This is a genomic window from Agrobacterium sp. 10MFCol1.1 (assembly GCF_000381165.1).
Lineage (GTDB): Bacteria > Pseudomonadota > Alphaproteobacteria > Rhizobiales > Rhizobiaceae > Agrobacterium > Agrobacterium tumefaciens.
This window is the reverse complement of record NZ_KB906072.1, coordinates 443,214-467,981: the sequence shown is the minus strand read 5'-3', so window position 1 is coordinate 467,981 and position 24,768 is coordinate 443,214. Positions and strand designations below refer to the sequence as shown.

Annotated in this window: 28 protein-coding genes and 1 tRNA gene; 7 read left to right on the top strand and 22 right to left on the bottom strand. The window is 58.5% G+C overall.

What is annotated here, in order from left to right; translation table 11 throughout:
* Positions 1-2: 2 nt before the first annotated feature.
* The 5 genes from F617_RS0102420 to F617_RS0102400 form a co-directional block, all read right to left on the bottom strand.
* The gene (locus F617_RS0102420) at positions 3-476 is read right to left on the bottom strand and encodes a UPF0262 family protein (protein ID WP_003515052.1); all 474 of its coding nucleotides are present in this window, start codon (positions 474-476) and stop codon (positions 3-5) included.
* Positions 477-479: 3 nt separating this feature from the next.
* The gene (gene hisD, locus F617_RS0102415; protein WP_019564312.1) at positions 480-1,778 is read right to left on the bottom strand and encodes a histidinol dehydrogenase; all 1,299 of its coding nucleotides are present in this window, start codon (positions 1,776-1,778) and stop codon (positions 480-482) included.
* Between the two features lie 131 nt (positions 1,779-1,909).
* The gene (locus F617_RS0102410; RefSeq protein ID WP_019564311.1) at positions 1,910-2,350 is read right to left on the bottom strand and encodes a DUF2948 family protein; all 441 of its coding nucleotides are present in this window, start codon (positions 2,348-2,350) and stop codon (positions 1,910-1,912) included.
* A gap of 115 nt (positions 2,351-2,465) precedes the next feature.
* Positions 2,466-3,758, bottom strand: a complete 1,293-nt coding sequence (gene murA, locus F617_RS0102405; RefSeq protein ID WP_013635466.1) for a UDP-N-acetylglucosamine 1-carboxyvinyltransferase — start codon at positions 3,756-3,758, stop codon at positions 2,466-2,468.
* A gap of 102 nt (positions 3,759-3,860) precedes the next feature.
* Positions 3,861-4,127: a hypothetical protein gene (locus F617_RS0102400; RefSeq protein ID WP_013635467.1), complete on the bottom strand. Its 267-nt coding sequence runs from the start codon at positions 4,125-4,127 to the stop codon at positions 3,861-3,863.
* A gap of 155 nt (positions 4,128-4,282) precedes the next feature.
* Between F617_RS0102400 and F617_RS0102395 the strand changes: the two genes are divergently transcribed.
* Positions 4,283-4,357 (top strand) — tRNA-Thr (locus tag F617_RS0102395).
* A gap of 195 nt (positions 4,358-4,552) precedes the next feature.
* Here F617_RS0102395 and F617_RS0102390 read toward each other — a convergent pair.
* The 17 genes from F617_RS0102390 to F617_RS0102310 all read right to left on the bottom strand — a co-directional run bounded on the left by F617_RS0102390 (position 4,553) and on the right by F617_RS0102310 (position 19,413).
* Complete coding sequence (locus F617_RS0102390; protein WP_019564310.1) at positions 4,553-5,890, bottom strand: flagellin; 1,338 nt, start codon at positions 5,888-5,890, stop codon at positions 4,553-4,555.
* Positions 5,891-6,152: 262 nt separating this feature from the next.
* Positions 6,153-7,496 carry a flagellin gene (locus F617_RS0102385; RefSeq protein ID WP_026330633.1) on the bottom strand — a complete coding sequence of 448 codons (1,344 nt, stop codon included), beginning with the start codon at positions 7,494-7,496 and terminating at the stop codon, positions 6,153-6,155.
* 591 nt (positions 7,497-8,087) lie between these two features.
* Positions 8,088-9,098, bottom strand: a complete 1,011-nt coding sequence (locus F617_RS0102380) for a flagellin (protein WP_003515059.1) — start codon at positions 9,096-9,098, stop codon at positions 8,088-8,090.
* Between the two features lie 372 nt (positions 9,099-9,470).
* Positions 9,471-10,208, bottom strand: a complete 738-nt coding sequence (fliP, locus tag F617_RS0102375) for a flagellar type III secretion system pore protein FliP (RefSeq protein WP_003515060.1) — start codon at positions 10,206-10,208, stop codon at positions 9,471-9,473.
* Positions 10,205-10,705, bottom strand: a complete 501-nt coding sequence (locus F617_RS0102370) for a flagellar basal body-associated FliL family protein (protein WP_013635471.1) — start codon at positions 10,703-10,705, stop codon at positions 10,205-10,207. The genes fliP and F617_RS0102370 overlap by 4 nt, the downstream gene beginning before the upstream one ends.
* Positions 10,706-10,733: 28 nt before the next feature.
* On the bottom strand, positions 10,734-11,450 hold the full coding sequence (flgH, locus tag F617_RS0102365; RefSeq protein WP_003515062.1) for a flagellar basal body L-ring protein FlgH: 717 nt from the start codon (positions 11,448-11,450) through the stop codon (positions 10,734-10,736).
* On the bottom strand, positions 11,447-11,983 hold the full coding sequence (locus F617_RS0102360; protein WP_019564308.1) for a MotE family protein: 537 nt from the start codon (positions 11,981-11,983) through the stop codon (positions 11,447-11,449). The genes flgH and F617_RS0102360 overlap by 4 nt, the downstream gene beginning before the upstream one ends.
* Complete coding sequence (locus tag F617_RS0102355; protein ID WP_003515077.1) at positions 11,980-13,101, bottom strand: flagellar basal body P-ring protein FlgI; 1,122 nt, start codon at positions 13,099-13,101, stop codon at positions 11,980-11,982. Before F617_RS0102355 ends, F617_RS0102360 begins: the two co-directional genes overlap by 4 nt.
* On the bottom strand, positions 13,098-13,586 hold the full coding sequence (gene flgA, locus F617_RS0102350; protein ID WP_013635474.1) for a flagellar basal body P-ring formation chaperone FlgA: 489 nt from the start codon (positions 13,584-13,586) through the stop codon (positions 13,098-13,100). Before flgA ends, F617_RS0102355 begins: the two co-directional genes overlap by 4 nt.
* Before the next feature lie 20 nt (positions 13,587-13,606).
* The gene (gene flgG, locus F617_RS0102345) at positions 13,607-14,395 is read right to left on the bottom strand and encodes a flagellar basal-body rod protein FlgG (RefSeq protein ID WP_003515079.1); all 789 of its coding nucleotides are present in this window, start codon (positions 14,393-14,395) and stop codon (positions 13,607-13,609) included.
* 122 nt (positions 14,396-14,517) lie between these two features.
* Positions 14,518-14,853 (bottom strand): flagellar hook-basal body complex protein FliE, encoded by a 336-nt coding sequence (locus F617_RS0102340; RefSeq protein WP_003515080.1) that lies wholly within the window; start codon positions 14,851-14,853, stop codon positions 14,518-14,520.
* Entirely contained in the window at positions 14,850-15,269 is a 420-nt protein-coding gene (gene flgC / locus F617_RS0102335; RefSeq protein ID WP_003515081.1) for a flagellar basal body rod protein FlgC, read from the bottom strand. Before flgC ends, F617_RS0102340 begins: the two co-directional genes overlap by 4 nt.
* A 3-nt stretch (positions 15,270-15,272) precedes the next feature.
* A complete protein-coding gene (gene flgB / locus F617_RS0102330) occupies positions 15,273-15,665 on the bottom strand; it encodes a flagellar basal body rod protein FlgB (RefSeq protein WP_003515082.1) in 393 nt (130 codons plus the stop codon).
* Positions 15,666-15,903: 238 nt separating this feature from the next.
* On the bottom strand, positions 15,904-16,476 hold the full coding sequence (locus F617_RS0102325; protein ID WP_019564307.1) for a hypothetical protein: 573 nt from the start codon (positions 16,474-16,476) through the stop codon (positions 15,904-15,906).
* 3 nt (positions 16,477-16,479) lie between these two features.
* The gene (gene fliI / locus F617_RS0102320) at positions 16,480-17,886 is read right to left on the bottom strand and encodes a flagellar protein export ATPase FliI (RefSeq protein ID WP_003515084.1); all 1,407 of its coding nucleotides are present in this window, start codon (positions 17,884-17,886) and stop codon (positions 16,480-16,482) included.
* 11 nt (positions 17,887-17,897) lie between these two features.
* Positions 17,898-18,632 (bottom strand): flagellar basal-body rod protein FlgF, encoded by a 735-nt coding sequence (flgF, locus tag F617_RS0102315; RefSeq protein ID WP_003515085.1) that lies wholly within the window; start codon positions 18,630-18,632, stop codon positions 17,898-17,900.
* 1 nt (position 18,633) lies between these two features.
* The gene (locus F617_RS0102310; protein ID WP_003515087.1) at positions 18,634-19,413 is read right to left on the bottom strand and encodes a DUF1217 domain-containing protein; all 780 of its coding nucleotides are present in this window, start codon (positions 19,411-19,413) and stop codon (positions 18,634-18,636) included.
* A gap of 184 nt (positions 19,414-19,597) precedes the next feature.
* Here F617_RS0102310 and motA point away from each other — a divergent pair, with 184 nt between their 5' ends.
* The 6 genes from motA (at position 19,598) to F617_RS0102280 (ending at position 24,753) form a co-directional block, all read left to right on the top strand.
* Positions 19,598-20,470, top strand: coding sequence for a flagellar motor stator protein MotA (gene motA, locus F617_RS0102305; RefSeq protein ID WP_019564306.1), 873 nt, complete (start codon positions 19,598-19,600; stop codon positions 20,468-20,470).
* The gene (locus F617_RS0102300; RefSeq protein ID WP_003515092.1) at positions 20,467-21,426 is read left to right on the top strand and encodes a FliM/FliN family flagellar motor switch protein; all 960 of its coding nucleotides are present in this window, start codon (positions 20,467-20,469) and stop codon (positions 21,424-21,426) included. The genes motA and F617_RS0102300 overlap by 4 nt, the downstream gene beginning before the upstream one ends.
* A gap of 64 nt (positions 21,427-21,490) precedes the next feature.
* On the top strand, positions 21,491-22,030 hold the full coding sequence (fliN, locus tag F617_RS0102295; protein ID WP_013635478.1) for a flagellar motor switch protein FliN: 540 nt from the start codon (positions 21,491-21,493) through the stop codon (positions 22,028-22,030).
* Between the two features lie 27 nt (positions 22,031-22,057).
* Positions 22,058-23,101: a flagellar motor switch protein FliG gene (fliG, locus tag F617_RS0102290; protein WP_003515095.1), complete on the top strand. Its 1,044-nt coding sequence runs from the start codon at positions 22,058-22,060 to the stop codon at positions 23,099-23,101.
* A gap of 126 nt (positions 23,102-23,227) precedes the next feature.
* On the top strand, positions 23,228-24,310 hold the full coding sequence (gene flhB, locus F617_RS0102285; protein WP_003515096.1) for a flagellar biosynthesis protein FlhB: 1,083 nt from the start codon (positions 23,228-23,230) through the stop codon (positions 24,308-24,310).
* Positions 24,311-24,315: 5 nt separating this feature from the next.
* A complete protein-coding gene (locus F617_RS0102280) occupies positions 24,316-24,753 on the top strand; it encodes a hypothetical protein (protein WP_003515097.1) in 438 nt (145 codons plus the stop codon).
* Positions 24,754-24,768 lie beyond the last annotated feature (15 nt).

Here is a 24,768-nt window from a genome sequence, read left to right as displayed (position 1 = left end):
CTCTAACCCCGCCAATAAAGCACACAGACAAGGGTGAAGAGACGGCGCGCAGTATCGAAATCGATTTTGATCTTGCCGGAAAGCCGGTCCATCAAAGTCTGCGAGCCGTCATTGTGAATGCCCCGCCTGCCCATGTCGATCGCCTCGATCTGGCTTGGAGTGGAGGAGCGTATCGCCTCGTAATAGCTTTCGCAGATCAGGAAATAATCCTTGATGATGCGGCGGAACGGCGTCAGCGACAGGATATGGGTCGAGACATCCTTCTCGTCTTCGGTCTTGATCGAGAAAACCAGCTTGGCATCGACCAGCGATATGTGCAGCCGGTATGGACCGCCCTCATGGCCGAATGGTTCGAACGTGTTTTCCTCTATCAGATCGAAAATGGCGACGGCGCGTTCATGCTCCACGTCCGGCGTGGACCGGCCGATGCTATCGTCCAGAACCACATCGCAGAGCCGGAAATCGCCTGAAGCCATCTCTTAACTTTCCGGGTTGAGGCGAATGGAGACGGAGCGCGCATGCGCGTCCAGCCCCTCCGAACGGGCAAGGGTGATTGCCGCCGGCGCAAGCTGCCGCAGCTGCTCAGGCCCGAGACGCAGGATCGAGGTACGCTTGACGAAATCCAGCACTGAAAGACCGGAAGAGAAGCGCGCTGAGCGCGCCGTCGGCAGAACGTGGTTGGAGCCGCCGACATAATCGCCGATCACCTCAGGCGTATGGCGCCCGACGAAGATCGCGCCGGCATTGCGGATATGCGCCATCAGCGCGTCCGGATCGTCAACGGCAAGCTCCAGATGCTCGGCCGCAATGCGGTTGGCCAAGGGAATGGCATCGGTGAGCTTTTCGACGAGAATGATCGCACCGAAATCCGCCCAGCTCGCCGCTGCCGTCTCGGCGCGCGACAGCCGCTTCAGCTGCCGTTCCACCGCCGCCTCCACCGCCTTGCCGAGTTCGGCATTGTCGGTGATGAGGATGGACTGCGCGCCACGGTCATGCTCCGCCTGCGCGAGAAGATCGGCGGCCAGCCAGTCCGGATCGTTGTCCCTGTCGGCAATGACAAGCACTTCGGAGGGCCCGGCGATCATGTCGATGCCGACAGTTCCGAAGACATGCCGTTTCGCGGCCGCCACATAGGCATTGCCGGGGCCGACAATCTTGGCGACAGGCGTGATTGTTTCCGTACCGTAGGCGAGTGCAGCCACGGCCTGTGCGCCGCCAATGCGGTAGATTTCCTCAACACCTGCGATGCGCGCGGCGGCAAGAACGGCGGGGTTTATCACGCCGCCATTCGCCGGCACGACCATGACGATACGCTCTACACCGGCAACCTTGGCGGGGACAGCATTCATAAGGACGGAGCTTGGATAGCTCGCGGTGCCGCCGGGCACATAAAGGCCGACAGCTTCGATCGCCGTCCAGCGTGAACCGAGGCCCACACCGATCTCGTCTTCGTAGATATCGTCCTTCGGCATCTGCCGCGCATGGTGTTTTTCAATGCGCCGGGCTGCGAGTTCGAGAGCTTCGATGACACTTCTGTCAACGGCTGCGACGGCCGCATCGATCTCTTCCGCTGTCACCCGCATCGAGACCTTCGAGAAATCGATGCCGTCGAATTTAAGGGAGTAGTGGGCAAGGGCCGCATCGCCGCGATTGCGGACGTCATCGATGATGTCGCGAACGGTCGCGTTGACGTCTTCCGAAACTTCCCTCTTGGTTGTCAGGAAGGCAGCAAATTTCTGTTCGAAATCAGTCGATGCCCGCTCCAGCCAGATTGCCACGCCATTACCCTCTCATTTTCCTCGCGGCGATCCCGCGAGGTGCACGAACTCACCGCAGAAAAATGCGGCTCTGGTATGTGGCATAAATCGAAACAGTGACGAAAGGCAACCGTTGCAATGGCGTGGAGAGCTTATTCGCTATCGGGATGATGCGGTTTGGCGGCAGTTTCCCAGGCGCCGCTCACATCCGTCAGCTGCGCCTCGATGCATTCGACATCCAGTGCGATAGCCCCGCCGCCCGAAAGCGTCAGTTCGACGGCGCCATCAGGACCTTCGCCGTTCTGCACGAAGCGGATTGCAAGGAGCGAAAGCACCTGTTCCTTATCAGTGCGATTGATGCCGTGCGAGCGGACGGCGGAGACCCGCTTCAGGAAAACCACGCTGCGGCATCGCTCCGGCGGCAGGTTCTTCTTATTCGCGCTTTCCCAGACGAAACGATTGGCGGAAAGTGTAAATTGGCCCTGCTTTGCCTCGAATGCAACGTCCTTCAGTTTGAAGACGCTGTCCTGCATGTGCGTCGAAATGACCGAGAGATCTTCAGTATCCAGCGCGAGCAATTTCAGGCCGCTCATCGTTTTCTTCCTTTTCCGCGGGGCCGCGCCCGCAATGTCTATTCCTTGTACAGGAAATAGGCAGTCGCGGCCCGCTCTGCAACGGGGAGAAAACGAATGAGCGGCGATGAAAGGATCAATCGCTGACGCGTTCGACCAGCGCACCGCAGCGGGTGAGCTTTTCTTCAAGCCGTTCGAAACCGCGATCGAGGTGGTAGACGCGCGAAACCATGGTCTCGCCTTCCGCCACCAGGCCCGCAATGACCAACGACACCGAGGCGCGCAGATCGGTTGCCATGACAGGCGCACCCTTCAGGCGGGTAACGCCTTCGATACGGGCCATCTGCCCGGAGAGCGAAATCTTCGCGCCGAGACGGGCCAGTTCCTGCACATGCATGAAGCGGTTTTCGAAGATGGTTTCGGTAATGTGGGATACACCCTGCGACCGGGTCATCAGCGCCATGAACTGCGCCTGGAGGTCGGTCGGGAAGCCGGGGAAGGGTTCGGTGACGATATCGACCGGCTGAATGCCGTTGCCGTTGCGCACGACGCGCAGACCGGTCTCCGTGTCGCTGATCGACACTCCAGCAAGCCGCAGCGTGTCCAGCGCATTGTCGAGCAGCGATGCACGCGTGCCTTCCAGCACCACATCACCGCCAGCCATGGCAACGGCCATGGCATAGGTGCCGGTCTCGATACGGTCAGGCAGCACCCGGTGGCGTGCGCCGGAAAGCGATGTGACGCCCTCGATGGTGATGGTGGAGGTGCCAGCGCCCTCGATCTTCGCGCCCATCGCAATCAGGCAGTGCGCTAGATCGACGACTTCCGGTTCGCGGGCGGCGTTGTGAATGACGGTGGTGCCTCTTGCAAGGCTCGCGGCCATCAGCATCACATGCGTCGCGCCGACGGAGACTTTCGGGAAGGTATAAACAGCGCCGATCAGGCCGCCCTTTGGAGCGCTGGCGTTGATATAGCCGCCATCGATCTCCATCGTTGCGCCAAGCGCCTGCAGGCCCTCGATGAACAGGTCCACCGGACGTGTGCCGATGGCACAGCCGCCGGGCAGTGAAACGCGCGCACGGCCTTCACGGGCCAGAAGCGGGCCGATGACCCAGAAGCTGGCGCGCATCTTGGAAACCAGCTCGTAAGGTGCGGTGGTGTCGACAATGGTGCGGCAGGTGAAGTGGACCGTGCGGGAATAGGCTTCGCCCTGGCTTTCACGACGGCCATTGACCGAAATATCGACGCCATGATTGCCGAGAATACGGATGAGCTGCTCGACGTCCGCCAGATGCGGCACGTTTTCGAGCGTCAGCGTATCGCTGGTCAGAAGCGAAGCGATCATCAACGGCAAGGCGGCGTTTTTCGCGCCGGAGATGGGGATGATGCCGTTGAGCTTGTTACCACCCGTAATTCTGATGCGATCCATGCGTCCCTACGGGCCTATGCCCGCCTTTCTCAATCATGCCTTGCGGAAATGCGCGTCCTTAGACGAGTTTCCGCGGCGTTTCAAATGATGCTGGTGAATTCTCTATGAGGATGATTCGTCCGTTTTTGCGGCAGGCAGGCCAATCGTCTCATCCGCATCGCCGGCCCGGCGCGCGCGAACCTGCTGTTTGCGCTTCTGGAGGTTTTCACGCAGCTTCTTCGCTGCCCGCGCCTTGCGCTCCGCTTCGCGTTGCCGCGCCTTCTCTCCGGGACCTGCCTGCGCGTTGCCGCTTGCCGCAAGGGCAACGGGGTCTTCTGAAGCGTTCACGGAAACCGCCGCCTTTGCCTGTTTGTCATGATGTTCGTTCATAAATTCAGCAATATCCGAAAAATACGTTTTTCAACAGGGGGAACGCTTTTTTGCCTCGCTTGTTGAAGAATATCGTTTTGCGACTTGCGCTCGTCAAAAACCTATGGCAATAGGCCGCCACGCTTGATGCTGAAGCAAACGCTTCGGCACCGGATGCTGCTATAGCTCAGGGGTAGAGCACTCCCTTGGTAAGGGAGAGGCCGAGAGTTCAAATCTCTCTAGCAGCACCATTTTCCCCAATAAAATCAGAAATTTACGCAACGTGCCGGTGGGTCTTGTCCACGATGTCGGCTTGCTTTTTCGCGCATTCTGCACTGGTCTCGGTAAATGTGAAAACCGCGCCTCTTGCGAAGCGCGGTTTCCATTTCCGAATATTCTGTTGCTGCCAGAGCGGGACGAAACCGCCCGTAGCCAACGGGCGCCGCTTACTGGCGGAATAGCGACAGGATATTCTCGGAGCTGGTATTGGCGATGGAGAGCGACTGGATTGCCAGCTGCTGCTGGGTCTGCAGAGCCTTCAGCTTGGTGGATTCTTCGTTCATGTCTGCGTCGACGAGGCGGCCGACGCCCTTGTCGATGGAGTCTGTGAGCTTGTTGACGAAATCTTCCTGAAGATCGAGGCGCATCTTGATGGAGCCGAGATCGGCGCTCGCGCTGATCAGCGATTCCAGCTTGGTGTTGACGAACTGGATCATGTTGTCGAGGCCGTCATTGTCCGTCAGCGGCTGGCCCTTGGCGTCCAGCAAACCGCTGAGATCCTTGGTGATGTCGAGATCGATCAGCGAGTAGCCGAGCTTCTGTGCCATCTGGGAATCTGCGGCGCCGGTTTCGAGGTAAATATTGTTATTGGACGAACCGCCGGTTCCGATTGCCGTTACAGTGGTGCCTACAGGCATCGGCGCGGTATTGTTGGCTTTTACGTAGAGGGCTTCACCCGCTGCGTTTTCGCCGATCTTGAAGTAGGTGCCGTTGTTTCGTGCGGTTGTCGCCGCAGCAACGGTTACGAGGCCGGTTACTGCGTCTGGAGCAGAAACTGTGGTCGTCGTCCCCGAGGGGAAACCCAGAAGCTGGGATTGCGTGAACACCTTTGCGGTAGAGGGCGTGTTTGTGGCAGCACCTGCGGGTGTGGTCGTGGTAATCTCGAAATTGCGCAGGGAGCCTGTATCGGAATAATAGGCGGCGCTATCGAGGATACCGTTTTTCGCCGCACCGGTCGAGGTATCGAAAAGGGCAGTCTTGTTGTCGACCTGAACGTTGATCGTCTTGACTGCAACATTGCCCGCGCCGTCACGGATGAAGGAGCCGACGATCTGCTTCGTTATCGGGGTGAGGTTGCCGGATGCGTCGCTAATCTTGCCCTTAAGCCAGTTTTCGCCGGAGAAGGAGGCGGATTCGCCGATGCTTTTCAGCTGGTCCTGGAGCTGACGGATTTCTTCCTGGATCTTTGCCTTGTCGACGCCGGCCTCGCGGGCGGCAACCAGCTTCTTGCTGATTTCCTTGACGACATCGACAGTGGTTTCCATGGCGGAATAGGCTGTATCGACCTTTGCGGCGCCGAGGCCGAGGGCGTCCTGTACAGCGGAAAGAGCACCGTTATCCGAACGCATGGTGGTCGCGATAGACCAGTAGGCGGCGTTGTCGGAGGCGGTTTTGACGCGCAGGCCGGAGGAGACACGCGACTGCGTTTCTTCCATGTCGCTGCCGATTGCGCGGAGGGTCTGAAGGGCGGCCATTGCCGCGACGTTCGTCAAAATGCTGGTCATAATTATTTGCCCCTTGATTGGCTTAAATGAAAAGGGACATTCCGGATTGCCGCCGGTAACGATCGCGCGGCTTGATGCCTGTTAACCTCTTTTTCGTCTTGGTTAACCAATCGTTTCGATGGCTAGGTTTTAGGGCCCGAATGGTTAACAAAGCCTAAACTGTCGTTAATAAAAATTAGGAAATAATAATTTCTCTTAACCATGACGGAAAAAGCCGCACCCTTTCGGATGCGGCTCGATTTTTTGGCGACGTCTTTTCCGATTAACGGAAGAGCGACAGGATGCTCTGCGAGTCGTTGTTGGCGATCGACAGGGCCTGAACAGCCAGCTGCTGCTGGGTCTGAAGAGCCTTCAGCTTCGTGGATTCTTCGTTCATTTCAGCGTCGACGAGACGGCCGATGCCCTTGTCGAGCGAGTCGGTCAGCTTGTTGACGAAGTTTTCCTGCAGTTCGATGCGCATCTTGACCGAGCCGAGGTCGGCAGCGGCGGACGTCATGCTCTGGAGCTGCTTGTCAACGAAGGAAACCATGGCGTCGAGGTACTGGTTTTCCGAGACTGCCGAGCCGTCGCTGTTCTTGAACGTGCCGGTCAGGTCCTTGGTGATGTCCAGAGACGTCAGGGAGTAGGTGAGCTGCGTTGCGAGCTGGGCGGTTGCGCCTTCTTCCAGGTAGATCTTGGTGGTGCCGTCGAGGCCAACGGCAATGTTGGTCTTGGTTGCCGGCGAGGTCGGCGCAGTCGTGTTGATTTTCACATACTGGTCGTTGCCAAGATTGAAGTAGGTGCCGTTGACGTCGGGGGCTGTCGCATCGGCGTTAGCGATCGTGACGATACCCGTTGCAGCAGCGGTTGTGAAGGTGACGGGGGTGCCGGCAGTTGCTTCCTTCAGGCCCTTCAGCTGGGCTTCAGTGTAAACCTTGGCTGCTGCAACCTTGGTCACCGGCTGGGCGGCGCCTACGCCGTCCGAGTCATTGGTGATTTCGAACAGCTTGTAGCTGCCCGTGGAAGAAAAATAGGCGTAGGAGTCGAGGACGCCCTGCTTGTCCTTTGCAGCGCCCGAAGACGTGTCGAACAGCACCGTGTTGCGGCTCAGGTCAACGTTGACGGTCTTTACGGACACGTTGCCGGCAGCGTCGCGGATGAAGGAGCCAACGATCTGCTTGGTGACGTTCTTCAGTTCGCCAGCACCGTTGCTGACGGTTGCCTGCAGCCAGTTTTCACCGGAGAAAGACGAGGAGCTGGAGATCGACTTCAGCTGATCCTGCAGCTGGGTGATTTCTTCCTGGATCTTGGACTTGTCGACACCGGGTTCGCGGGCGGCAACCAGCTTGTTCTTGATTTCCTTGACGACGTCGATGGACGATTCCATACCCGAATAGGCAGTGTCGACCTTTGCGGCGCCGAGGCCGAGGGCGTCCTGTACAGCGGAAAGAGCGCCGTTGTCGGAACGCATGGTGGTCGCGATCGACCAGTAAGCGGCGTTATCGGAAGCTTCGCCGACGCGCTGGCCGGAAGACACGCGGTCCTGCGTCGTTTCCATGTTCTGGCCGATGGAGCGCAGGGTCTGGAGTGCAGACATAGCTGCTACGTTAGTGAGAATGCTCGTCATAGTAAATTTGCCCCTTGAATGGCTGATTAAAGAAGGGACATTCCGGTCTCACCGGGAACAGCGCACAGCATCATGCCTGCTAACCTGCTGATTTTTAATGGTTAGCTCGCCGTTTCGATGGCTCTAGCTAACCTCCATATGGTTAATGAAGAGCTAAGGGTCGCAAAAAAATGCACACGCTGAGATTTTATTATGCAATCTTCGCGCGCATGCGCGCGTAGCCTGAAATGTTTAAAAAATAATAAAGCCGCACCCGTTTCCGGATGCGGCTTTGGTAAAAGGGCAATACGCTTGGGTCAGCCTCCGTCACGTTTGCCTGTTTCACGCAATTGCAAGACGGTCAGCCTCCGCTTGCGATCCTGCGTGTAGTGTCATTCAGGCCAGCGGCTATCCGCTTGTCCATGCCCAAAATCTGACAGCCGGTGCTTTCCAATTCCCTAATTTCAGGGCGCTCCCGGCGCTTCGCTCAAATCGTGGTAAATGCTTTCAAAGCAAGGATGGTAAACGAAATCTTCCCGTTTGCGGAGCACTCCACAAATGGAAAACCGCGCCCTTTCGGGCGCGGCTCGACTTTTGTAATTTTCGGTCCGATTAACGGAAGAGCGACAGGATGTTCTGCGAGTCGCTGTTGGCGATCGACAGAGCCTGGATTGCCAGCTGCTGCTGCGTCTGCAGAGCCTTGAGGCGGGTCGACTCTTCGTTCATGTCGGCGTCAACCAGACGGCCGATACCCTTTTCCATCGTTGCCGTCAGCTTGGAAACGAAGTCACCCTGCATCGAGATGCGGTTGGAGACCGCGCCCAGATCGGCAGCAGCGCTGTTGAGGGTTTCAAGCTGCTTGTCAACGTGGGTGATGAGCTTGTCGAGGATGTCGTTGTCCGTTGCAGCGGCAGTGCCGAGCATGGTGGCACCAGCGCCCTTGTAGATGCTCAGGTCGGAAATATCGAGGTTCGAAACCGACTGCTTAACGCCGTCTGCGACAGCTGCCTTGTCGAGGATGCCCGTACCCTTGCCGTCTGTTACAGCGCCGGTATCGAACAGAACGTTCGAGCCGCTGAGCTGCAGATCGACGCGCTGAACCTTGACGGCGCCAGCGGAGTCACGGGTGAAGGAAGCAACAACCTGCTTCTTCAGGTTGGCAATAGCCGCATCGTCAGTACCGGCAGCGAATGCTGCGCCGTCGTTGGATGCTTTCGTCTTCAGCCAGTTTTCACCGTTGAAGGTCGCGGAGTCGGCGATCGACGTCAGCTGCTTCTGGAGCTGGCCGATTTCCTTCTGGATCTTCTTCTTGTCGGCAGTCGGGTCCTGGGCAAGGATCAGCTTGTCCTTGATTTCCTGAACGACCTTGATCGTCGCTTCCATGCCGGAGTACGCGGTGTCGACCTTGGCTGCGCCGATGCCGAGTGCGTCAGAAACGGTGGAGAGCGCCGAAGCGTCCGAACGCATCGTGGTCGCGATGGACCAGTAAGCGGCGTTGTCGGAGGCGGAGCCTACCTTCAGGCCGGTCGAGATACGACCCTGCGTGGTCTCCATGTTGTTGCCGATCGAACGCAGCGTCTGGAGAGCAGCCATAGAGGAGGCGTTGGTGAGAATGCTTGCCATAGTATTTTGTCCCTTGTTTTTACGAGATACTGGAGTTGGGGACATTCCGGACTTTGTATTACCGGTCACAACGTTTCGGCTTCATGCCACTCGGTTCCGAATTACTTGCCTTTGGAAACCAAACCCGCTGTGTGTAGGGAGAATTTGGCAGCAAAGAATTGCCCAATTGTTAATTTGAGCATTAAGAAATACTAGAAAATACTTATGGTTACTGCGAAGTATATTTAATTGGTAAGTTTTTAATTTAAAATTATAGTTATCCGACCCCTAGCAAAAACGGTAACCAAAGGGTTAAAACGCGAAAACCCCGCAGCCGTGGGGCTGCGGGGTTAACAAACAGGATTAACGAAGATTATTTCGGCACAGTTGCCGTCAGTTGAACGATCTCACAAGGCTGCCGACCAGCAGGTTCCAGCCGTCGATCAGCACGAAAAAAAGGATCTTGAACGGCAGGGAAATCGAGGTGGGTGGCAGCATCATCATGCCCATGGCCATGGTGATGGTGGCGACGATGAGATCGATGACCAGAAACGGCAGGATGATCAGGAAACCGATCTCGAAACCGCGCCGGATTTCCGAAAGCATGAAGGCCGGAACGAGCACGCGGTAGTCGACAACATTGTCGGTCATCACGACCTGTCCGCGCTCGCGGGCGATATCGACGAACAGCTTCAGATCCTTGTCGCGCGTATTGGCGTTCATGAAGGTACGGAAGGGTTCGGCGATGCGCCCAATGGCCTGCTGTTCGTTGATCTGGTTCTGCAACAACGGCTGCACGCCGTCTGTCCAGGCTTTATCGAAGGTCGGCGACATGACGTAGAAGGTCATGAACATCGCCATCGACAAGAGGATCATGTTCGACGGGGTCGAGGCAAGCCCCATGCCGGAGCGCAGGATCGAAAAGGCGATCACGAAGCGCGGAAAGCTCGTGACCATGATCAGGATGCCCGGCGCGACTGACAAGACCGTCAAAAGGCCGAAGGTGCGGATGATCCATGCGGCGACGGATCCGTCTATCTGTGTATTGAACAGATCGGTCGGAAATTGCTGGGCGTTGGCAAGGCCCGGCAAAGCCAGAAGAACAGCGATGGTAACAAGAAATCGAATCATTCGATGACAAAGGTCCGGAACATGACCTTGGATACGCGCCCTTGAGAGCGCAGGTCAACTCGTTCCTGAATGTCATCCTTAAGATATTGAAAGCCGCGCGGCCCTTCCAACTGCTGAAGGGAAACGGTGCGGACGTAGGCCATGATATCCTGATGGATATCCTCCGCGAGATTGACCTCTACCGGACCCTTGAACATCAGCGCCACTTCAAGCCGCACCCAGTTCGTGGAGGGGTATGCAAGGTTGGTGGTGATGGGATCGAGCTGGACGATACCGTTCGCCTCTGCCGGGATTTTATCGATGCCCTCGCCCTTTTTCTCGCCATGTTCGCCGGCGGCAGCCGGGGCATGCGCCTCGGCGCCGGCGATCTTCGGGGCGACCATGCCGCCCACGAACCAGCCGCCGCCCGCACCCAGCAGGGTGAGGATTGCAACGCCAGCGATGGTCATGACCATCGGCGAGGATTTTTTCTTGCCCTCAGTCTGTTCGTTTTCCATGGGTCAGTCCCGCTTTCGCATGTCGGCGTCAGAGCGGCGAGAACAGGTCGACGACCTGCTGACCGACCGGGGGTTGCTGCACTTCCGTCAGGCGGCCGCGACCACCGTAGGAGATGCGCGCCTCGGCGATGCGCTCGTAGGAGATCATGTTCTGCGCATCGACATCCTGCGGCCTGACGATACCGCCGACGTTGAGGATGCGGATTTCGTGATTCACGCGCACTTCCTGCGAACCGCTGATGATGAGGTTGCCGTTTTCGAGAATGCCGGTCACCACGGCCGCCACCATCAGCGTCAGCTTTTCGGAACGCTTGGTCTTGCCCTTGGCCTGGGTGTCTGTGTCGGAGCCGTATTTGATGTTGGAATCTGCCTCCGGCGTCCAACCTAAGATTTCCGCCTTTGCCTTCCAGTTCAGGCCGCTGGAATTGGTACGGTTGCGCTCGGTTTCGTTGTCGAAATCGGCCTTGTCGTTGATCTGGATGTTGACGGTCAGGATGTCGCCGATGTTAAGCGCACGTAGATCCTTGAACAGCGCACCCTGGCTGTCGCTCCACAACGAATAGCCGCTCGCCATGTGCTTCGGCTGTTTCGGATACATGCCCATCTGCGGCGTCTGGCTGAATTGCAGGCCGCTGCCGATCGGGCTCATCGCGGGAGCGTTGCCGATTTCCTTCAGGGTCTGGTTGTTCTGGCAGCCGGCAAGCAGGGCAAGCGGCAGGAGGAGGGCCGGAAGACGCGGGGTCATGAAGGATCCTTCGAAGTGTTTTTGTCGATTGCCTGCGACATGATGCCGGCGACGATTGCGGCTTTCTGAGCATCCATTTCACTAAGGATGAGGCCCGATTGGCGCGGCGGAAGCTGCATGATGATGGCAGCCGCGATTTCCACATGCATCTTTTCGAGCTGCGGTGCTGCGGCATCCGCCTTCATCGTCTTGTAGATATCGACCAGATTGCTTTTCGCCTGCTCGAGGAAATGATTGCGGCGTGCCAGCCAGTCCTCATATTCCGCCTTGCGGTCCTGCAACGCGGAAATGCGCTCGTTGACGTCAGCCTGAAGCTTTTCCAGCTCCTGCTTCTGCATGAGATAGCGCTGGTCGCGGGCCGCATCGGCAATATTGGTGCAGAATTTCTGGATTTCATCCTGCGTGCTGAGTTCGGACACCACGTTCTGCTGGCTTTCGGCGCCGGCGGCGGGCAACAGGAAAAGCAGCGAGGCAACGGCCGCGAACCGGGCAAAGCCGTTCCTGAAAGCAGTTTTCTTCTGAAGTTCCATCATTGCAGCACGAGCTCCGCCTGAAGGGCGCCGGCAGATTTGATGCCTTGCAGAATGGCGATGATGCCGTCCGCCTTGAGCCCGATGCTGTTGAGACCGGCAACCAGCGTGCGAAGGTCAGGGCCTTCGACGATGGCGACCTTGCTGCCTTCCTGCAGTGCCATGATATCCGTCTGCGGTTGCACCGCCGTCTCGCCGCGCGAGAAGGGCGCCGGCTGGATGACCTGCGGCGATTCCGTCACCTGCACGGTCAGCGTTCCATAGCTCACCGCCACGCGGGAAATACGCACATCCGCGCCGATGACGATCGTGCCCGTGCGCTCGTTGATCACGACTTTCGCCGGCGTATCCGTCTGGACCGTCAGGTTTTCGATTTCCGCCATCAACCGGGTCAGGTCGGCGGTGCGGGGCTTCTGCACCGAGATTTCCTGCGAATCGCGCGGTTCGGCGATGCCATCGCCGTAACGGGCGCGGGCAAAGGCGTTAACGACATCGGCGACGCGCACCGCGGTCGAAAAATCGGGATTGCGCAGCTGAAGGACCAGATTGACCGAATCCTTGAATTTCGACGGCAGTTCCCGCTCGATGATCGCGCCGTTCGGCACGCGCGCCGAGGTCGTGACGCCCTGCGTCAATGTCGCTGCATCGCCCTGTGCCGAAAAGCCGTTGACGATCAGTGCTCCCTGCGCGACCGCATAGATCTGCCCGTCTGCACCGGAAAGCGATGTCATGATGAGGTTGCCGCCGCGAAGCGAGGAGGCGTCGCCGAGCGAGCTGACCGTCACGTCTACACGGCTGCCGGGGCTGGCGAACGGCGGCAGGTTGGCCGTCACCATCACGGCGGCGATGTTCTTGGCGTTGGACTGGCCGCCCTGCGTGGTGATGCCGAGGTTCTGCAGCATGGCGCGCATGGACTGTTCGGTGAAGGGTGAAGAGCGCAGGCTGTCGCCGGTACCCTGTAGGCCCACGACGAGACCATATCCGATCAGCTGGTTGTCGCGTCCGGCCTGCAGGGATGCGATATCCTTGATACGGGACGTGTCTGCCTGGGCTGGCGGCGTCGAGATGAAGGGCAGGGCCGAAATGACCAGAGCCGCACAGAGGATACGAAGCACTTTCATTTCGCCATAACCTGAATGGTTCCGTCCTTCATGACGGTACCGCTGACCATCACGCCGGAATCGATGTTGCGTACCCTTACGACCTCGCCGAGCGAGCCGTCGCTCATGGGCGTCCCGGACGCCATCAGCGTCATGTTGCCGATGTGGAAAACGAGTTTGACGCTCGTGCCGCGCACCACAAGTGACGGTTCACGAAGCGCAGCGATGGGGATTGTGCGGCCGGGAAGCAATGTCTGCTTGGAGATCATGCCTTCCACTTCGCTGATATCGCTCGCGTAACCAGCGGAAATGTTGGGGTTGGTCACTTCCACCGGCTTCACCTGTTCGGGCGTGATCGTCTCGCCCGGATAGATCGTGCGAGTAGGAACCAGCGCCGTCGGTGCCTGTGCAAAAGCGGGTGCCATGGCACCCAGTGAAAAGGCAGACGCAAGGCACATACGGACGAGTGCCGTTCTGCAGCTGCTATGTTTCCGGCCAAACCTCATGTCCGCCTGCCTTTCCGTTCTTACTTCAGGTTCTTGCTGACAATCGAAGCCATTTCGTCAGCGGTGGTGATGACCTTGGAATTCATCTCGTAGGCGCGCTGCGCCGTGATGAGGTCGGTGATTTCCTTGACGGCATCGACGTTCGAGCCTTCGAGGTAGGATTGCTTGATGTAGCCGTAGCTCGGATCGTCAGGCACGCCGATAACGGCGGCGCCGGAGGCCGGCGTCTGGGAAAAGAGGTTGTCGCCGAGCGGCTTCAGACCCGCCTCGTTGGCAAAGTTGGCGATGGTCAACTGGCCGAGTTCAGTGAAATCCGCAGCGTTGCCGATGCGGGCGGTCACCTGACCCGTGCGGGTGATTGTGATGTCCTGCGCGTCGGTCGGGATATTGATGTTCGGGATGACATTGTAGCCATCAACCGTCACGAGGTTGCCGTCAGCATTCTTGTTGAAGGCGCCGGCGCGGCTGTAGAGCGTCGAACCGTCGGCCGCCTCGATCTGAAACCAGCCCTGGCCGATGATTGCCACGTCGAGCTTGTTGCCGGTTTCGATCAGGTTGCCCTGGGTGTGGATGTTGCGCACCGCGGAAGTCTGCACGCCGAGGCCGATATTGGCTCCCTCAGGTACGATCGCCTGGTTGGCACGGTTCGGCACACCCTGCATGCGTTCGGTCTGGTACAGAAGATCGGTAAACTCTGCACGCGCGCGCTTGTAGCCGGTGGTGTTGATGTTGGCGATGTTGTTGGCAATGACTTCCAGATTGGTCTGCTGGGCGTCCATACCGGTGGCAGCGATGGCAAGAGCTCTCATGTCATTTTTCCTGCGGGGCTAGAGCATTTCCAGTAAAGGCGCGGAGCGGTTCTACGTCCGGAAATTGCTTAAAAACAAAGGCCTAGAGCGCGGCCAACGATTGGCTTCAAACCGGACGCGCTCTAGATCTGCATCTTGGTAATGTCGAGATAGGCCGACACGATCTTGTCGCGGAACGCGATGGCCGTTTGCAGCGACTGCTCGGCCGAAAGCACGGCATCGACCACTTCGCGTGTGTTTGCCTTGCCCTGAATACCTTCGAAAGAGGCCACTTCCGCCTTCTTCAGGTTGTTCATCGCATCCGTCGACATATTGCCGAGAACGCTTGCGAAGCTTGCGCCCGTCTGCTGGGCGGGCGTCGTCTGCTGGCTGCCGAAAATGCTGTCGGTCAGCGAAGAGACGTTGCTCGTGCCACGCGTGAGCGAGAGGGAACCGAGTTGTTTGATGCCGTCGATCATTGCGATGCTTTCAGAAGGTCGATGGTGGAGGCGACGAGGTCGCGTGTCTGGCGGATGACCTGGAGGTTGGCGTCGTAGCTGCGGTTGGCTTCGCGCATATCCGCCATTTCGATCAGAACGTTGACGTTCGGCATCTTGACCATGCCGCTGGTGTCGGCGGCCGGATTGCCGGGGTCGTATTCATGGACGAAATCGCCGCGGTCGACGCCAAGCTTCTTTACCGTCACGCGCTGCACGCCGCTTACGCGGTCAAGCTCGGAGCCGAATGTCACGGTCTTGCGGCGATAGGGGTCGGCGCCAGGCGTGTCGCCGGTCGATCTTGCGTTGGCAATGTTTTCCGAAACGATACGCAGTCGGGTGGACTGCACTTCCAGGCCGCTGCCCGCGATCTTGCTCGCCGCACTCAAGGGATCCATGGTTTACCTCTTTACCGTCATCAGCATCATGCGATGGAAGGATTTGACGAGACTGGCGTTCAGGTCGTATTGCCGCTTGATCTCGCCGGTCTTGGTCATTTCCTCAGCAAGCGCGACCGAATTGCCGGACTCCTGCATGCCGATCTCGTTATTGATCGGGTTGTCGCGCACCGCGATATTTTCGCTGAGCTCGCTAGCACCGAAATGGGCGGGATGGGTCTTCGCCATGCCAACCTGCTGGCTGGTGGCTTGCATGACCGCTTCGAAAGGACTGACATCCTTGGCGTGAAACTTGGGTGTGTTGGCGTTGGCGATGTTGGTCGCCACGACTTCCTGCCGCACGCTCAGCCATTCCGCTTGGCGGGAGGCCAGATCGAACAGTTGAATCGGTTGCATAGACTTCTCCATCTCGTATGGCCCGAACCTACGGTGCTAATCTTGCGTCAGACTTGCGGGGAGGGGCGCAGGTGCGGAAGCACTGGAGAATCTGATCCCGGAGGCGATTGCGGAAACAAAAATGGCGCGCCGGCAAATGCGGCACGCCATGGGATCGAATAGTGGATTGCGAAGACATCTCCGTCCTGCCGGACTGGATCCGGCGACGGCAGCAGACTTCAGCAGAGTGCCGGTCTGACTACTTCTCGGGATGATAGGTTTTACCGGAAGAGGTCTCCATCATCCACTCGCCGTCGCGCTGCTCGATTTTGGTCAGGCGCGCATTGTCGGGCAACGTGGAGCCCACCCGCACCATATACATGCCCGATCCGTCCTCGATGAGGGCGCGGCCGTTGGAGACATGCAGCAGGCGGAAGGAGGTCTGGCCCGGGAAGGGCTGGTCTTCAAGCCCTGCGGCGAGATTGTTCTGTTTTTCCTTACCCTTTTCGCTGACCGTCGCCGTCGTCAGCATGTCCGGCAATTCGCCGGGCGCTGGCGCGTCTTCCTTGTTGCGATTGGTCATGGCCAGGGGCGAAACGCTGAATACTTCGCGCGGACCGGTATGGGGCAAGTCGCGCGTGCGGTCGCCGTCTGCCACTCTCATTCCAAACTTGTCCTCGTTGAAGAACACGTACCAGGGGAAAAATGCGGCGGCGGCGGCAAGTCCTATTCCCGTCCACGCCAGAATACGGTCGGGCGTGAAGAAGGGAGGCTGCGGCTGTACGTTCTCGAGGTCGCTATCGTCGATCTTGTCGATCTGTTTCTTTTTCACGGGTCAGCCTCTCATTCTCGGGTTTACCTGTGGCTGATTATTTTGCACTCCACCGCGCAACGCGGTCGCCAGATCGGCGTAGGCGTCCTGCGCCGCCGGTTCATTCGGAAGCTGTTTCAGCGTTTCATAGATGATCGGAACCTGTTTCACCGCCATGTCGAGATCGGGATCGGTGCCGGGTCGATAACCGCCGATGAGGCGCAGATCCCGCGTTTCCTCAAAGCGGTGCACCAGCGCTTTCAGACGCGACACCAGCTTTTCCTGATCCGGTGTCCATGCCTTCTTGGCGAGACGCGAGATCGAGGCCAGAGGATTGATCGGAGGATAGCGGCCTTCTTCTGCAAGGCTGCGATCCAGCACGATGTGGCCGTCGAGAATACCGCGGGTCGAATCGGCAATCGGATCGTTGTGGTTGTCGCCGTCCACCAGAATGGAGACGATGGCGGTGATGGTACCGCTGCCTTCGGCGCCGGGTCCCGCCCGCTCCAGAAGGCGCGGCAATTCGGTGAAGACCGAGGCCGGATAGCCGCGTGCCACCGGCGGTTCACCCGAAGCGACCGCCACTTCGCGGATCGCATGGGCAAAACGGGTCACGCTGTCGATGATAAGAAGGACGTTGTCGCCCCTGTCACGGAAATATTCGGCGATGGTGACGGCCGAAAGCGGCGCCATCTTGCGCAGCATCGGGCTTTCGTCGCTGGTCGCGACAACGGCGACGGACTTGCCCATATTCTCGCCCATCGTATCCTCGATGAACTCGCGCACTTCGCGACCGCGCTCGCCGACAAGTCCGATGACGACCTTGTCGAAGGCATCGGCCTTGGCAAGCATCGATAGGAGCGTGGATTTTCCCACGCCTGAGCCCGCAAAGATGCCGAGACGCTGGCCAAGGCAGAGAGGCGAGAAAATATCGATTGCCCGGACACCCGTCTTGAAGGGCGTCTCCACCCGCTTGCGCGTCATCGACGGCGGTGCATTGCTGGAAATCGGACGGCGCTCCGTACCTGATGCAAGCGGACCCTTGCCATCGATGGGTTCGCCAAGCGCATTGATGGTGCGGCCGCACCAGCTGTCGTCAGGCGCAACGCGGAAGGCACCTTTGCGGATGACTGTGTCGTGAATGCCAATCGGCTCGCCCGGTTCGATGGGGCAGACGTAGCAGATATCGGGTTCCACGCGCACGACTTCGCCGAGATGGATACCGGTCGCGCTGCGATGGGCGACGAACTCGCCCAGCCTCACATGCCGCGACAGGCCGGAAACCGTGTAGTGTCCGGCGGCGATGGTGCGGACATGGCCGCCCGGCGCCACCGAAAACTCCGGATCGGCATAGTGCCCGGCAAGGCTGGCGAGCTGGGCGAGCTTCGGTGAAATCGCCTCGACCGTGAGCGTGGATTCCGGCATTGTCATCGCTCAGTTCCTTAACGTGCGCCGCCAAGCGTCTTGATGGCATCGCCGAAAGTGGATTCGGTATCGCGCATCAGCGACGAAATGCTCTCGAAGGCCCGGTTGACCTGGATGAGCTGCGTCATCTGGGAAATGCCGTTGACGTTCGACTGCTCGAGATAACCCTGAACGACGCCGACCTCGTGATTGTTGACGACCGGCGTCGGCGGGGCCACGGGCTTCACGCCGCTATTGGGATGGCGCAGGAAGCCTTTCGAGAAATCCGCCTGGAAGATACCGAGCGTGGCAACGATGTTGTCGTTCTGCCTGATCGCACCATCGAGACTGACGGTGATCGGGCCACCATTCGCATTGAGCTGGATCGGACCGCCGCCGGCGTCGAGAACCGGATAACCGCTTGAGGAGATGAGTGCGCCGTCCGGACGCATGGTGAAACGCCCGTCGCGGCTCAGGATCTGGCCGTCGGGTGTGTCCATCGCGAACCAGGCATCGCCCTTGATGGCGAAATCGAAACTATTGCCAGTCTGTTCGAAGGCACCCTGACGGGTGGAGAGATAGTCGTTACCCTGCGATACGAACGCCACCTTGGCATTCATGTCATTGTGGTTCTTGGCGACCATTTCGTCGAATTTCACTTCGGAACCGCGGAAACCCACCGTGTTCGCATTCGCCATATTGTCGGAAATGGTGGTGAGACGACGCTCCAGCGCAATCTGCGAGGAAAGGGCGACGTATAGTCCGGATTGCATATCATTTGCCTCCGAGTTTCAGGGAGTTGATGGAGATCAGCAGGTCCGGGGAAATGCCGTAGCCGCTGGAGGAGCCGAAAACGGCCAGAGGATCATAGGTCGTGGAGGGATTTTGCATTTCCCACATGATGGTGAAACGCTCGAGCAGCTTGCCGACCTTTTCTGGATTTTGCAGATCCTTGATATTGATGGATTTTTCGATAAGCGCGGCCTGTTTTTCGACGCTTCCTGCCGCAATTTCGTCAGGCAGGTTGTAGGCGGTGCGGAACACCTGCGCGAGCGCGTCGTCGGCTAGAAAATCGAGACCCGATTTGATCGTTGGTGCCTTGCGCTCGAAGTAAAGAGCAAGCCGGACACCGTTATTGTCGCCGCCCGCCTCCTGCTCCAGCGTCTGGCGGGTGTATTTGCTGATGATGCCGGACTGGGCCGCTTCGGTCGCAGTTGCAGCTGCACCGAGACTTGCAAAGTCGAGCGATTTCGCAAGGTCCGAATAGCGGCTGTCGGAAAGCTTGTTGGCGAAGGCGTTCTTGTCGGCCGTGCCTTCGGTCAGCACCTTGCGGATGAAGGCTTTCGCATAGGCCATGTCCTCGAGGCCGTTGGCTTTCAGCGCATAATTGTAAAGACGGGTATCGGCCATGAAGTCGTCGACGGATTTCACGCTGCCGATCTTCGACCGGTAATATTCGGTTTCGCGCGCCACGTCGGGTTGCTTCGACACACGCTCAAGCGATTTGCCGATGTCCTGACTGATCAGTCTGTAGCTGGTGTAGGTGGAAGTCACTGAACCGCCGCTCTCGTTTGATCCCGATACCAAGGCGCACGTCCGCCTTTGTCGGGATAATGCCGGATGTTGCTTGTGCGAAACTGGCTGCGGCGACGAGGGACAGAGGCTCCGCGGACAGGTTCACGCAAGCCACATTTTCTAGAGATGGCGGCATGGAACACTGTTCGGGCGTGGTCGATCAATGAATATTGTAATTGGACTTATAATCACCTTCGGCTGCATCATCGGCGGCTACATGGCGATGGGCGGCCATCTGAACGTGCTGGTTCAGCCGTTCGAATTGTTGATTATCGGCGGTGCCGGCCTAGGCGGCTTCATCATGGCGAACCCGATGAAGGTCGTGAAGGATTCGGGCAAGGCGCTCGGCGAGGCCTTCAAGCACTCGGTCCCGAAGGAGCGCAACTATCTCGACGTACTCGGCGTACTTTATTCGCTGATGCGCGACCTGCGCACGAAATCGCGCAACGAGATCGAGGCGCATATCGACAATCCGGAAGAATCCTCGATCTTCCAGAGCGCACCCTCGGTGCTGAAAAACAAGGAGCTGACGTCGTTCATCTGTGACTACGTCCGCCTCATCATCATCGGCAACGCGCGCAGCCACGAAATCGAAGCGCTGATGGACGAGGAAATCGAGACCATCCTGCACGACAAGCTGAAACCTTACCACGCGATCACCACCATGGGCGATTCCTTCCCCGCCATCGGTATCGTCGCGGCGGTTCTCGGCGTCATCAAGGCCATGGGCAAGATCAACGAATCACCGGAAGTGCTGGGTGGCCTCATCGGCGCCGCACTGGTGGGCACCATGCTCGGCATCATCCTGTCCTATTCGATCTGCAACCCGCTCGCTTCGCAGGTCAAGATCGTCCGCACCAAGCAGCACCGCCTCTACATCATCGTCAAGCAGACGCTGATCGCCTACATGAACGGCTCGGTGCCGCAGGTCGCGCTTGAATACGGGCGCAAGACCATCTCCAACTACGAGCGGCCGTCCATCGACGCCGTCGAACAGGAGATGATGAACCCCGGCGGCGAAAACAAGGCGGCATGACCATGGCTAAAGCTGCACAGCAAAGAGCACCCGTCATCGACACGTCGCTGCTCGCGAAACTTACGGGCGGGCTTTCCGACCGCAAGACAATCGCGAAGGTCGGCTCCGATATCGGCCATCTCTACAGCGAATTCCTGCCTGATATCTTTCACAGCGAGACCGGCATTGCGATAGACGTCGAATATATCGGCTCCGAATCGGGGCTGATGACCGATCTCATCGCCAATATCGGCGGCAATTTCTCGGTTGCGGATTGTTCTCTGCGCAACTGGTGCCCCAATTTCATGATGGCGGTCGGCAACGGCTTCGTCATCGCGCTCATGGAGCGCATGCTGGGCGCCGCCGCCGACACCATCGGCGAGCCGGACGAGCGCAGCCTGTCCCACATCGAACTCGACCTGGCGGCCATGGTTCTCGGGCGCATCGGGGGTGTCCTGCGGTCGGGCGTCAACGCGCCGGGCGGTTTCGAGGCGACGATCGACCCGCCCTTTACGGCCAATGGAAAAAGCGCCTTCGAGGAGATGATCGCCGGCCTCTACGGCGTGACAGTCCGCATGAAGATCGCCATCGGCAAGGTTTCTTCGGAATTCGCGCTGATCGTGCCGCAGCGGCCCCTGCTCAAGACCTCCATCGCCGCTCCCAAGGCTTCAGCCCAGGCGCTGAAGAAGCAGGCGGAATGGGTGGATTTGATCTCTGAGCAGGTGAAGAGATCGCAGGTAACGCTTGAGGCGCGCATCAAGCTCGAAACCTTGACCCTGCGGACGATCTCCAGGCTGGTGGCCGGCGACGTCATTCCGTTTCAGGATCTGAAGCAGGACGACATCGGTGTCGAGGTCAGCGCCAACGGCTCCAAGCTCTATAATTGTGAATTCGGCAAGTCCGGCGACCGCTACATGGTTCGGGTAAAGAACAATGTCAGCACGGACGACGAGATCTTGCGACATCTGATGGGTTAAAACCTGTCCACCTTTTTTGGGTTCTGGGCAGGCTGACGCAAGTTTCAAAGGGAATAATCAGCGCATGGCTACGAAGAAAACACCTGTGACCGATGATATGGCGCTGCCGTCGCTTGAAGATGGCGGTGAGCTCGACCAGGCTATCGGCGATCTGCGTGGCGTCCTCAAGACGGATGCGGAAGGTTCGCTGTCCGACTTTGGCGACTTCGGGGATTTCGGGAGCGTTGACGACGCTTCCGCCGACAGCGACCTTTCCGCCTTCGATGGCGGAGCGGGCGATTTTGCTATGAACGATTTCGCGGCCACCCCACAGGTCGCGGGCATCAAGGCGCCGCTCGGCAGTGGCCTGTCCGACAATATGGACCTGATCATGGATATCCCGATCGATGTCCAGATCGTTCTCGGCACCAGCCGCATGCTCGTCTCGGGTCTGATGAGCCTTGAAGAGGGTGCAACGATCGCGCTTGACCGCAAGATCGGTGAACCGGTCGAGATCATGGTGAATGGCCGCCGTATTGCGCGCGGTGAAATAACGGTACTTGAAGACGACGATACGCGCTTCGGCGTAAAATTGATTGAAGTAATGAGTACGAGAAAAGCCTGATCCCTGTGGGGACGGAGAGGAAAGACCATGATGGACTTCGAGGATTTCGGTAACCCGCTGGCAGGGAAGCCGTTGTCTCAGGCCGACAAGGCGGCCGCGGTGCTTCTTGCCATGGGCAAGGGCGTCGCCGGCAAGCTGCTGAAATTTTTCACGCAGCACGAATTGCAGATGATCATTTCCTCGGCCCAGACGCTGCGTGTCATTCCCCCTGACGAACTCGCCCAGATCGTGGCGGAGTTCGAAGACCTGTTCACGGAAGGAACGGGTCTGATGGACAATGCCAAGGCGATCGAAAGCATTCTCGAAGAGGGCCTGACACCGGAGGAGGTGGACAGCCTTCTCGGCCGTCGTGCAGCCTTCCAGGCCTATGAAGCGTCGATCTGGGATCGCCTGCAGGAAGCGGAGCCGGAATTCGTCGGCAAATTCCTGCTGCGCGAGCATCCCCAGACCATCGCGTATATCCTCTCCATGCTGCCCTCGTCCTTCGGTGCCAAGGTCCTTCTGACCATTCCCGAAGAGCAGCGCGCCGATATCATGAACCGCACGGTGAACATGAAGGAAGTCAGCCCCACGGCTGCGCAGATCATCGAGAAGCGTGTGGTCAACCTCATCAACGAGATCGAAGCAGAGCGCAATGCGGGCGGCTCCACGAAGGTTGCCGACCTGATGAACGAAATGGAAAAGCCGCAGGTCGATACGCTGCTCAGCTCGCTCGAAACGCTCAGCAAGGAAGCTGCCAACAAGGTCAAGCCGAAGATCTTCCTCTTCGACGATCTCATGTTCATGCCGCAGCGCAGCCGCGTCCTGCTGCTCAACGATGTCTCGGCGGACGTTCTCACCATGGCGCTGCGTGGCGCAACCATGGAAATCAAGGAATGTGTGCTGTCCAGCATCAGCCCGCGCCAGCGCCGCATGATCGAATCGGACCTCGCCGTGCCGCAGGCTTCCATCAACACCCGCGAAGTGGCGATTGCACGCCGCGCCGTGGCGCAGGAAGCGATTCGGCTGGCCAATTCCGGTCAGATTCAGCTGAAGGAAGCCTCCACAGAGGAACAATCCGCAGCAGCCTGAGCGGAAGCCGGTTGATAACCCGCCTTACAGGCAATGCCGGCCATTGCGATGGCCGGTCTCGGGCGCTAGTTTCGGAATGACGGCCTGCCGCGATCGGCGGGCCTTTTTTTATCCCGGGAACGTGCCTTGGCAGACGATCAGGACAAGGACAGTAAAACAGAAGACCCAACGGAGAAAAAACTCCGTGATGCGGCGGAAAAGGGCAATCTTCCCTTTTCCCGCGAGGTGCCGATCTTTGCTTCGTCACTCGCCTTTTACTGCTATCTGGTTTTCTTTTTGCCCGACGGCGCCGGTCGCCTCGGCGTAACGCTGAAGGACCTGTTCGGGCAGCCCGAACAATGGAACCTCAGCACCAGGCCGGATGCCCTGTCGCTGCTTTATTTCCTCGGCACGTCCATGGCCTATCTGCTCATGCCGGCCATGATCATGTTCATCGTCTTCGGCCTTGCCTCCTCGTTTTTCCAGAACCTGCCGTCGCCCGTGCTTGAGAGGGTGCGTCCGCAATGGTCGCGCATCTCGCCCGCAAAGGGGTTCGGCCGCATCTACAGCAAGCAGGGATTTGTGGAATTCGGCAAATCCCTGTTCAAGATCTTGATCGTTTCGATCATCATGTTCCTGTCTTTGCGCGGCGATTTCTACAGTCTCATCGACCTGATGTTCTCCGACCCGCAGGTCATTTTCGTCAGGGTTGTCGAGCTCACCAAAAAGATGATGGTCGTGATTCTCTTTTCGACCGCGCTGCTTGCCGCCGTCGACCTTTTGTGGACGCGCCACCACTGGTTCAGCCAGCTGAAAATGACGAAGCATGAGGTGAAGGAAGAATACAAGCAATCGCAGGGCGACCCGGTGGTCAAAGCCCGTCAGCGTTCGGTCGCCCGTGACCGCGCCCGCCGCCGCATGATCGACAATGTGCCGCGCGCGACACTGGTGATTGCCAACCCGACACACTTTGCAGTGGCGTTGCGTTACGTTCGCGAAGAAGGCGACGCGCCTGTCGTCGTTGCCAAGGGTCAGGACCTTATCGCATTGAAAATCCGCGAGATTGCGGAGAAAAATAATATCCCCGTTTTTGAAGATCCGCCGCTCGCACGCTCCATGTTTGCGCAAGTCTCGATCGATAGTGTGATTCCACCAGCTTTTTACAAGGCTGTAGCTGAGCTCGTTCATCGGGTTTACGCCATGAAGTCATCGAAAATACGGGTTCAATAAAACCAATGAAAAAATCCGCCTATTCTGAAAAGCGGGAAATGATCGTCGCAGAGGCGATCAACCCGATCGCCACCGAACTGCGCCTGCTCGATCCGGCCGACCTGATTTCATTGCTCAGATTCGAGTGCTACGGCAGCATTGCCGACCTCGTCTCGTCGGCCGCGGAGCTTTATTATCATCCGGGCACGATCAATTTCGGTGCCGGTGGCGAATACAGGCTCGAATGGGAAGGGGCGCCGGAGATCGTCCTCGATCTCGAACTGAAACCGCACGGCGCGACGGTTTATGCGCAATTGATTCTGGCCAACGAGCATGCTGCGGTCGAGATCAATCATGTTTCGTTTCAGAACCCTTCGGAAAATCCGGACGAGAACACCGAATTTCTCCGTCAGAGCCTGACGGCTGCCCGATTCGTGTCGGCCCGCCAAGGCGAAGCTGCCTGAACCAGTCCAGCGGAC

Excerpts from the sequence above, each read along its gene's own strand:
- F617_RS0102420 (WP_003515052.1), bottom strand. The coding sequence starts at position 476 with ATGGCTTCAGGCGATTTCCGGCTCTGCGATGTGGTTCTGGACGATAGC.
- F617_RS0102410 (WP_019564311.1), bottom strand. The coding sequence starts at position 2,350 with ATGAGCGGCCTGAAATTGCTCGCGCTGGATACTGAAGATCTCTCGGTC.
- murA (WP_013635466.1), bottom strand. The coding sequence starts at position 3,758 with ATGGATCGCATCAGAATTACGGGTGGTAACAAGCTCAACGGCATCATC.
- F617_RS0102400 (WP_013635467.1), bottom strand. The coding sequence starts at position 4,127 with ATGAACGAACATCATGACAAACAGGCAAAGGCGGCGGTTTCCGTGAAC.
- F617_RS0102390 (WP_019564310.1), bottom strand. The coding sequence starts at position 5,890 with ATGACCAGCATTTTGACGAACGTCGCGGCAATGGCCGCCCTTCAGACC.
- F617_RS0102385 (WP_026330633.1), bottom strand. The coding sequence starts at position 7,496 with ATGACGAGCATTCTCACTAACGTAGCAGCTATGTCTGCACTCCAGACC.
- F617_RS0102380 (WP_003515059.1), bottom strand. The coding sequence starts at position 9,098 with ATGGCAAGCATTCTCACCAACGCCTCCTCTATGGCTGCTCTCCAGACG.
- fliP (WP_003515060.1), bottom strand. The coding sequence starts at position 10,208 with ATGATTCGATTTCTTGTTACCATCGCTGTTCTTCTGGCTTTGCCGGGC.
- F617_RS0102370 (WP_013635471.1), bottom strand. The coding sequence starts at position 10,705 with ATGGAAAACGAACAGACTGAGGGCAAGAAAAAATCCTCGCCGATGGTC.
- flgH (WP_003515062.1), bottom strand. The coding sequence starts at position 11,450 with ATGACCCCGCGTCTTCCGGCCCTCCTCCTGCCGCTTGCCCTGCTTGCC.
- F617_RS0102360 (WP_019564308.1), bottom strand. The coding sequence starts at position 11,983 with ATGATGGAACTTCAGAAGAAAACTGCTTTCAGGAACGGCTTTGCCCGG.
- F617_RS0102355 (WP_003515077.1), bottom strand. The coding sequence starts at position 13,101 with ATGAAAGTGCTTCGTATCCTCTGTGCGGCTCTGGTCATTTCGGCCCTG.
- flgA (WP_013635474.1), bottom strand. The coding sequence starts at position 13,586 with ATGAGGTTTGGCCGGAAACATAGCAGCTGCAGAACGGCACTCGTCCGT.
- flgG (WP_003515079.1), bottom strand. The coding sequence starts at position 14,395 with ATGAGAGCTCTTGCCATCGCTGCCACCGGTATGGACGCCCAGCAGACC.
- F617_RS0102340 (WP_003515080.1), bottom strand. The coding sequence starts at position 14,853 with ATGATCGACGGCATCAAACAACTCGGTTCCCTCTCGCTCACGCGTGGC.
- flgC (WP_003515081.1), bottom strand. The coding sequence starts at position 15,269 with ATGGATCCCTTGAGTGCGGCGAGCAAGATCGCGGGCAGCGGCCTGGAA.
- flgB (WP_003515082.1), bottom strand. The coding sequence starts at position 15,665 with ATGCAACCGATTCAACTGTTCGATCTGGCCTCCCGCCAAGCGGAATGG.
- fliI (WP_003515084.1), bottom strand. The coding sequence starts at position 17,886 with ATGACAATGCCGGAATCCACGCTCACGGTCGAGGCGATTTCACCGAAG.
- flgF (WP_003515085.1), bottom strand. The coding sequence starts at position 18,632 with ATGCAATCCGGACTATACGTCGCCCTTTCCTCGCAGATTGCGCTGGAG.
- motA (WP_019564306.1), top strand. The coding sequence starts at position 19,598 with ATGAATATTGTAATTGGACTTATAATCACCTTCGGCTGCATCATCGGC.
- F617_RS0102300 (WP_003515092.1), top strand. The coding sequence starts at position 20,467 with ATGACCATGGCTAAAGCTGCACAGCAAAGAGCACCCGTCATCGACACG.
- fliN (WP_013635478.1), top strand. The coding sequence starts at position 21,491 with ATGGCTACGAAGAAAACACCTGTGACCGATGATATGGCGCTGCCGTCG.
- fliG (WP_003515095.1), top strand. The coding sequence starts at position 22,058 with ATGATGGACTTCGAGGATTTCGGTAACCCGCTGGCAGGGAAGCCGTTG.
- F617_RS0102280 (WP_003515097.1), top strand. The coding sequence starts at position 24,316 with ATGAAAAAATCCGCCTATTCTGAAAAGCGGGAAATGATCGTCGCAGAG.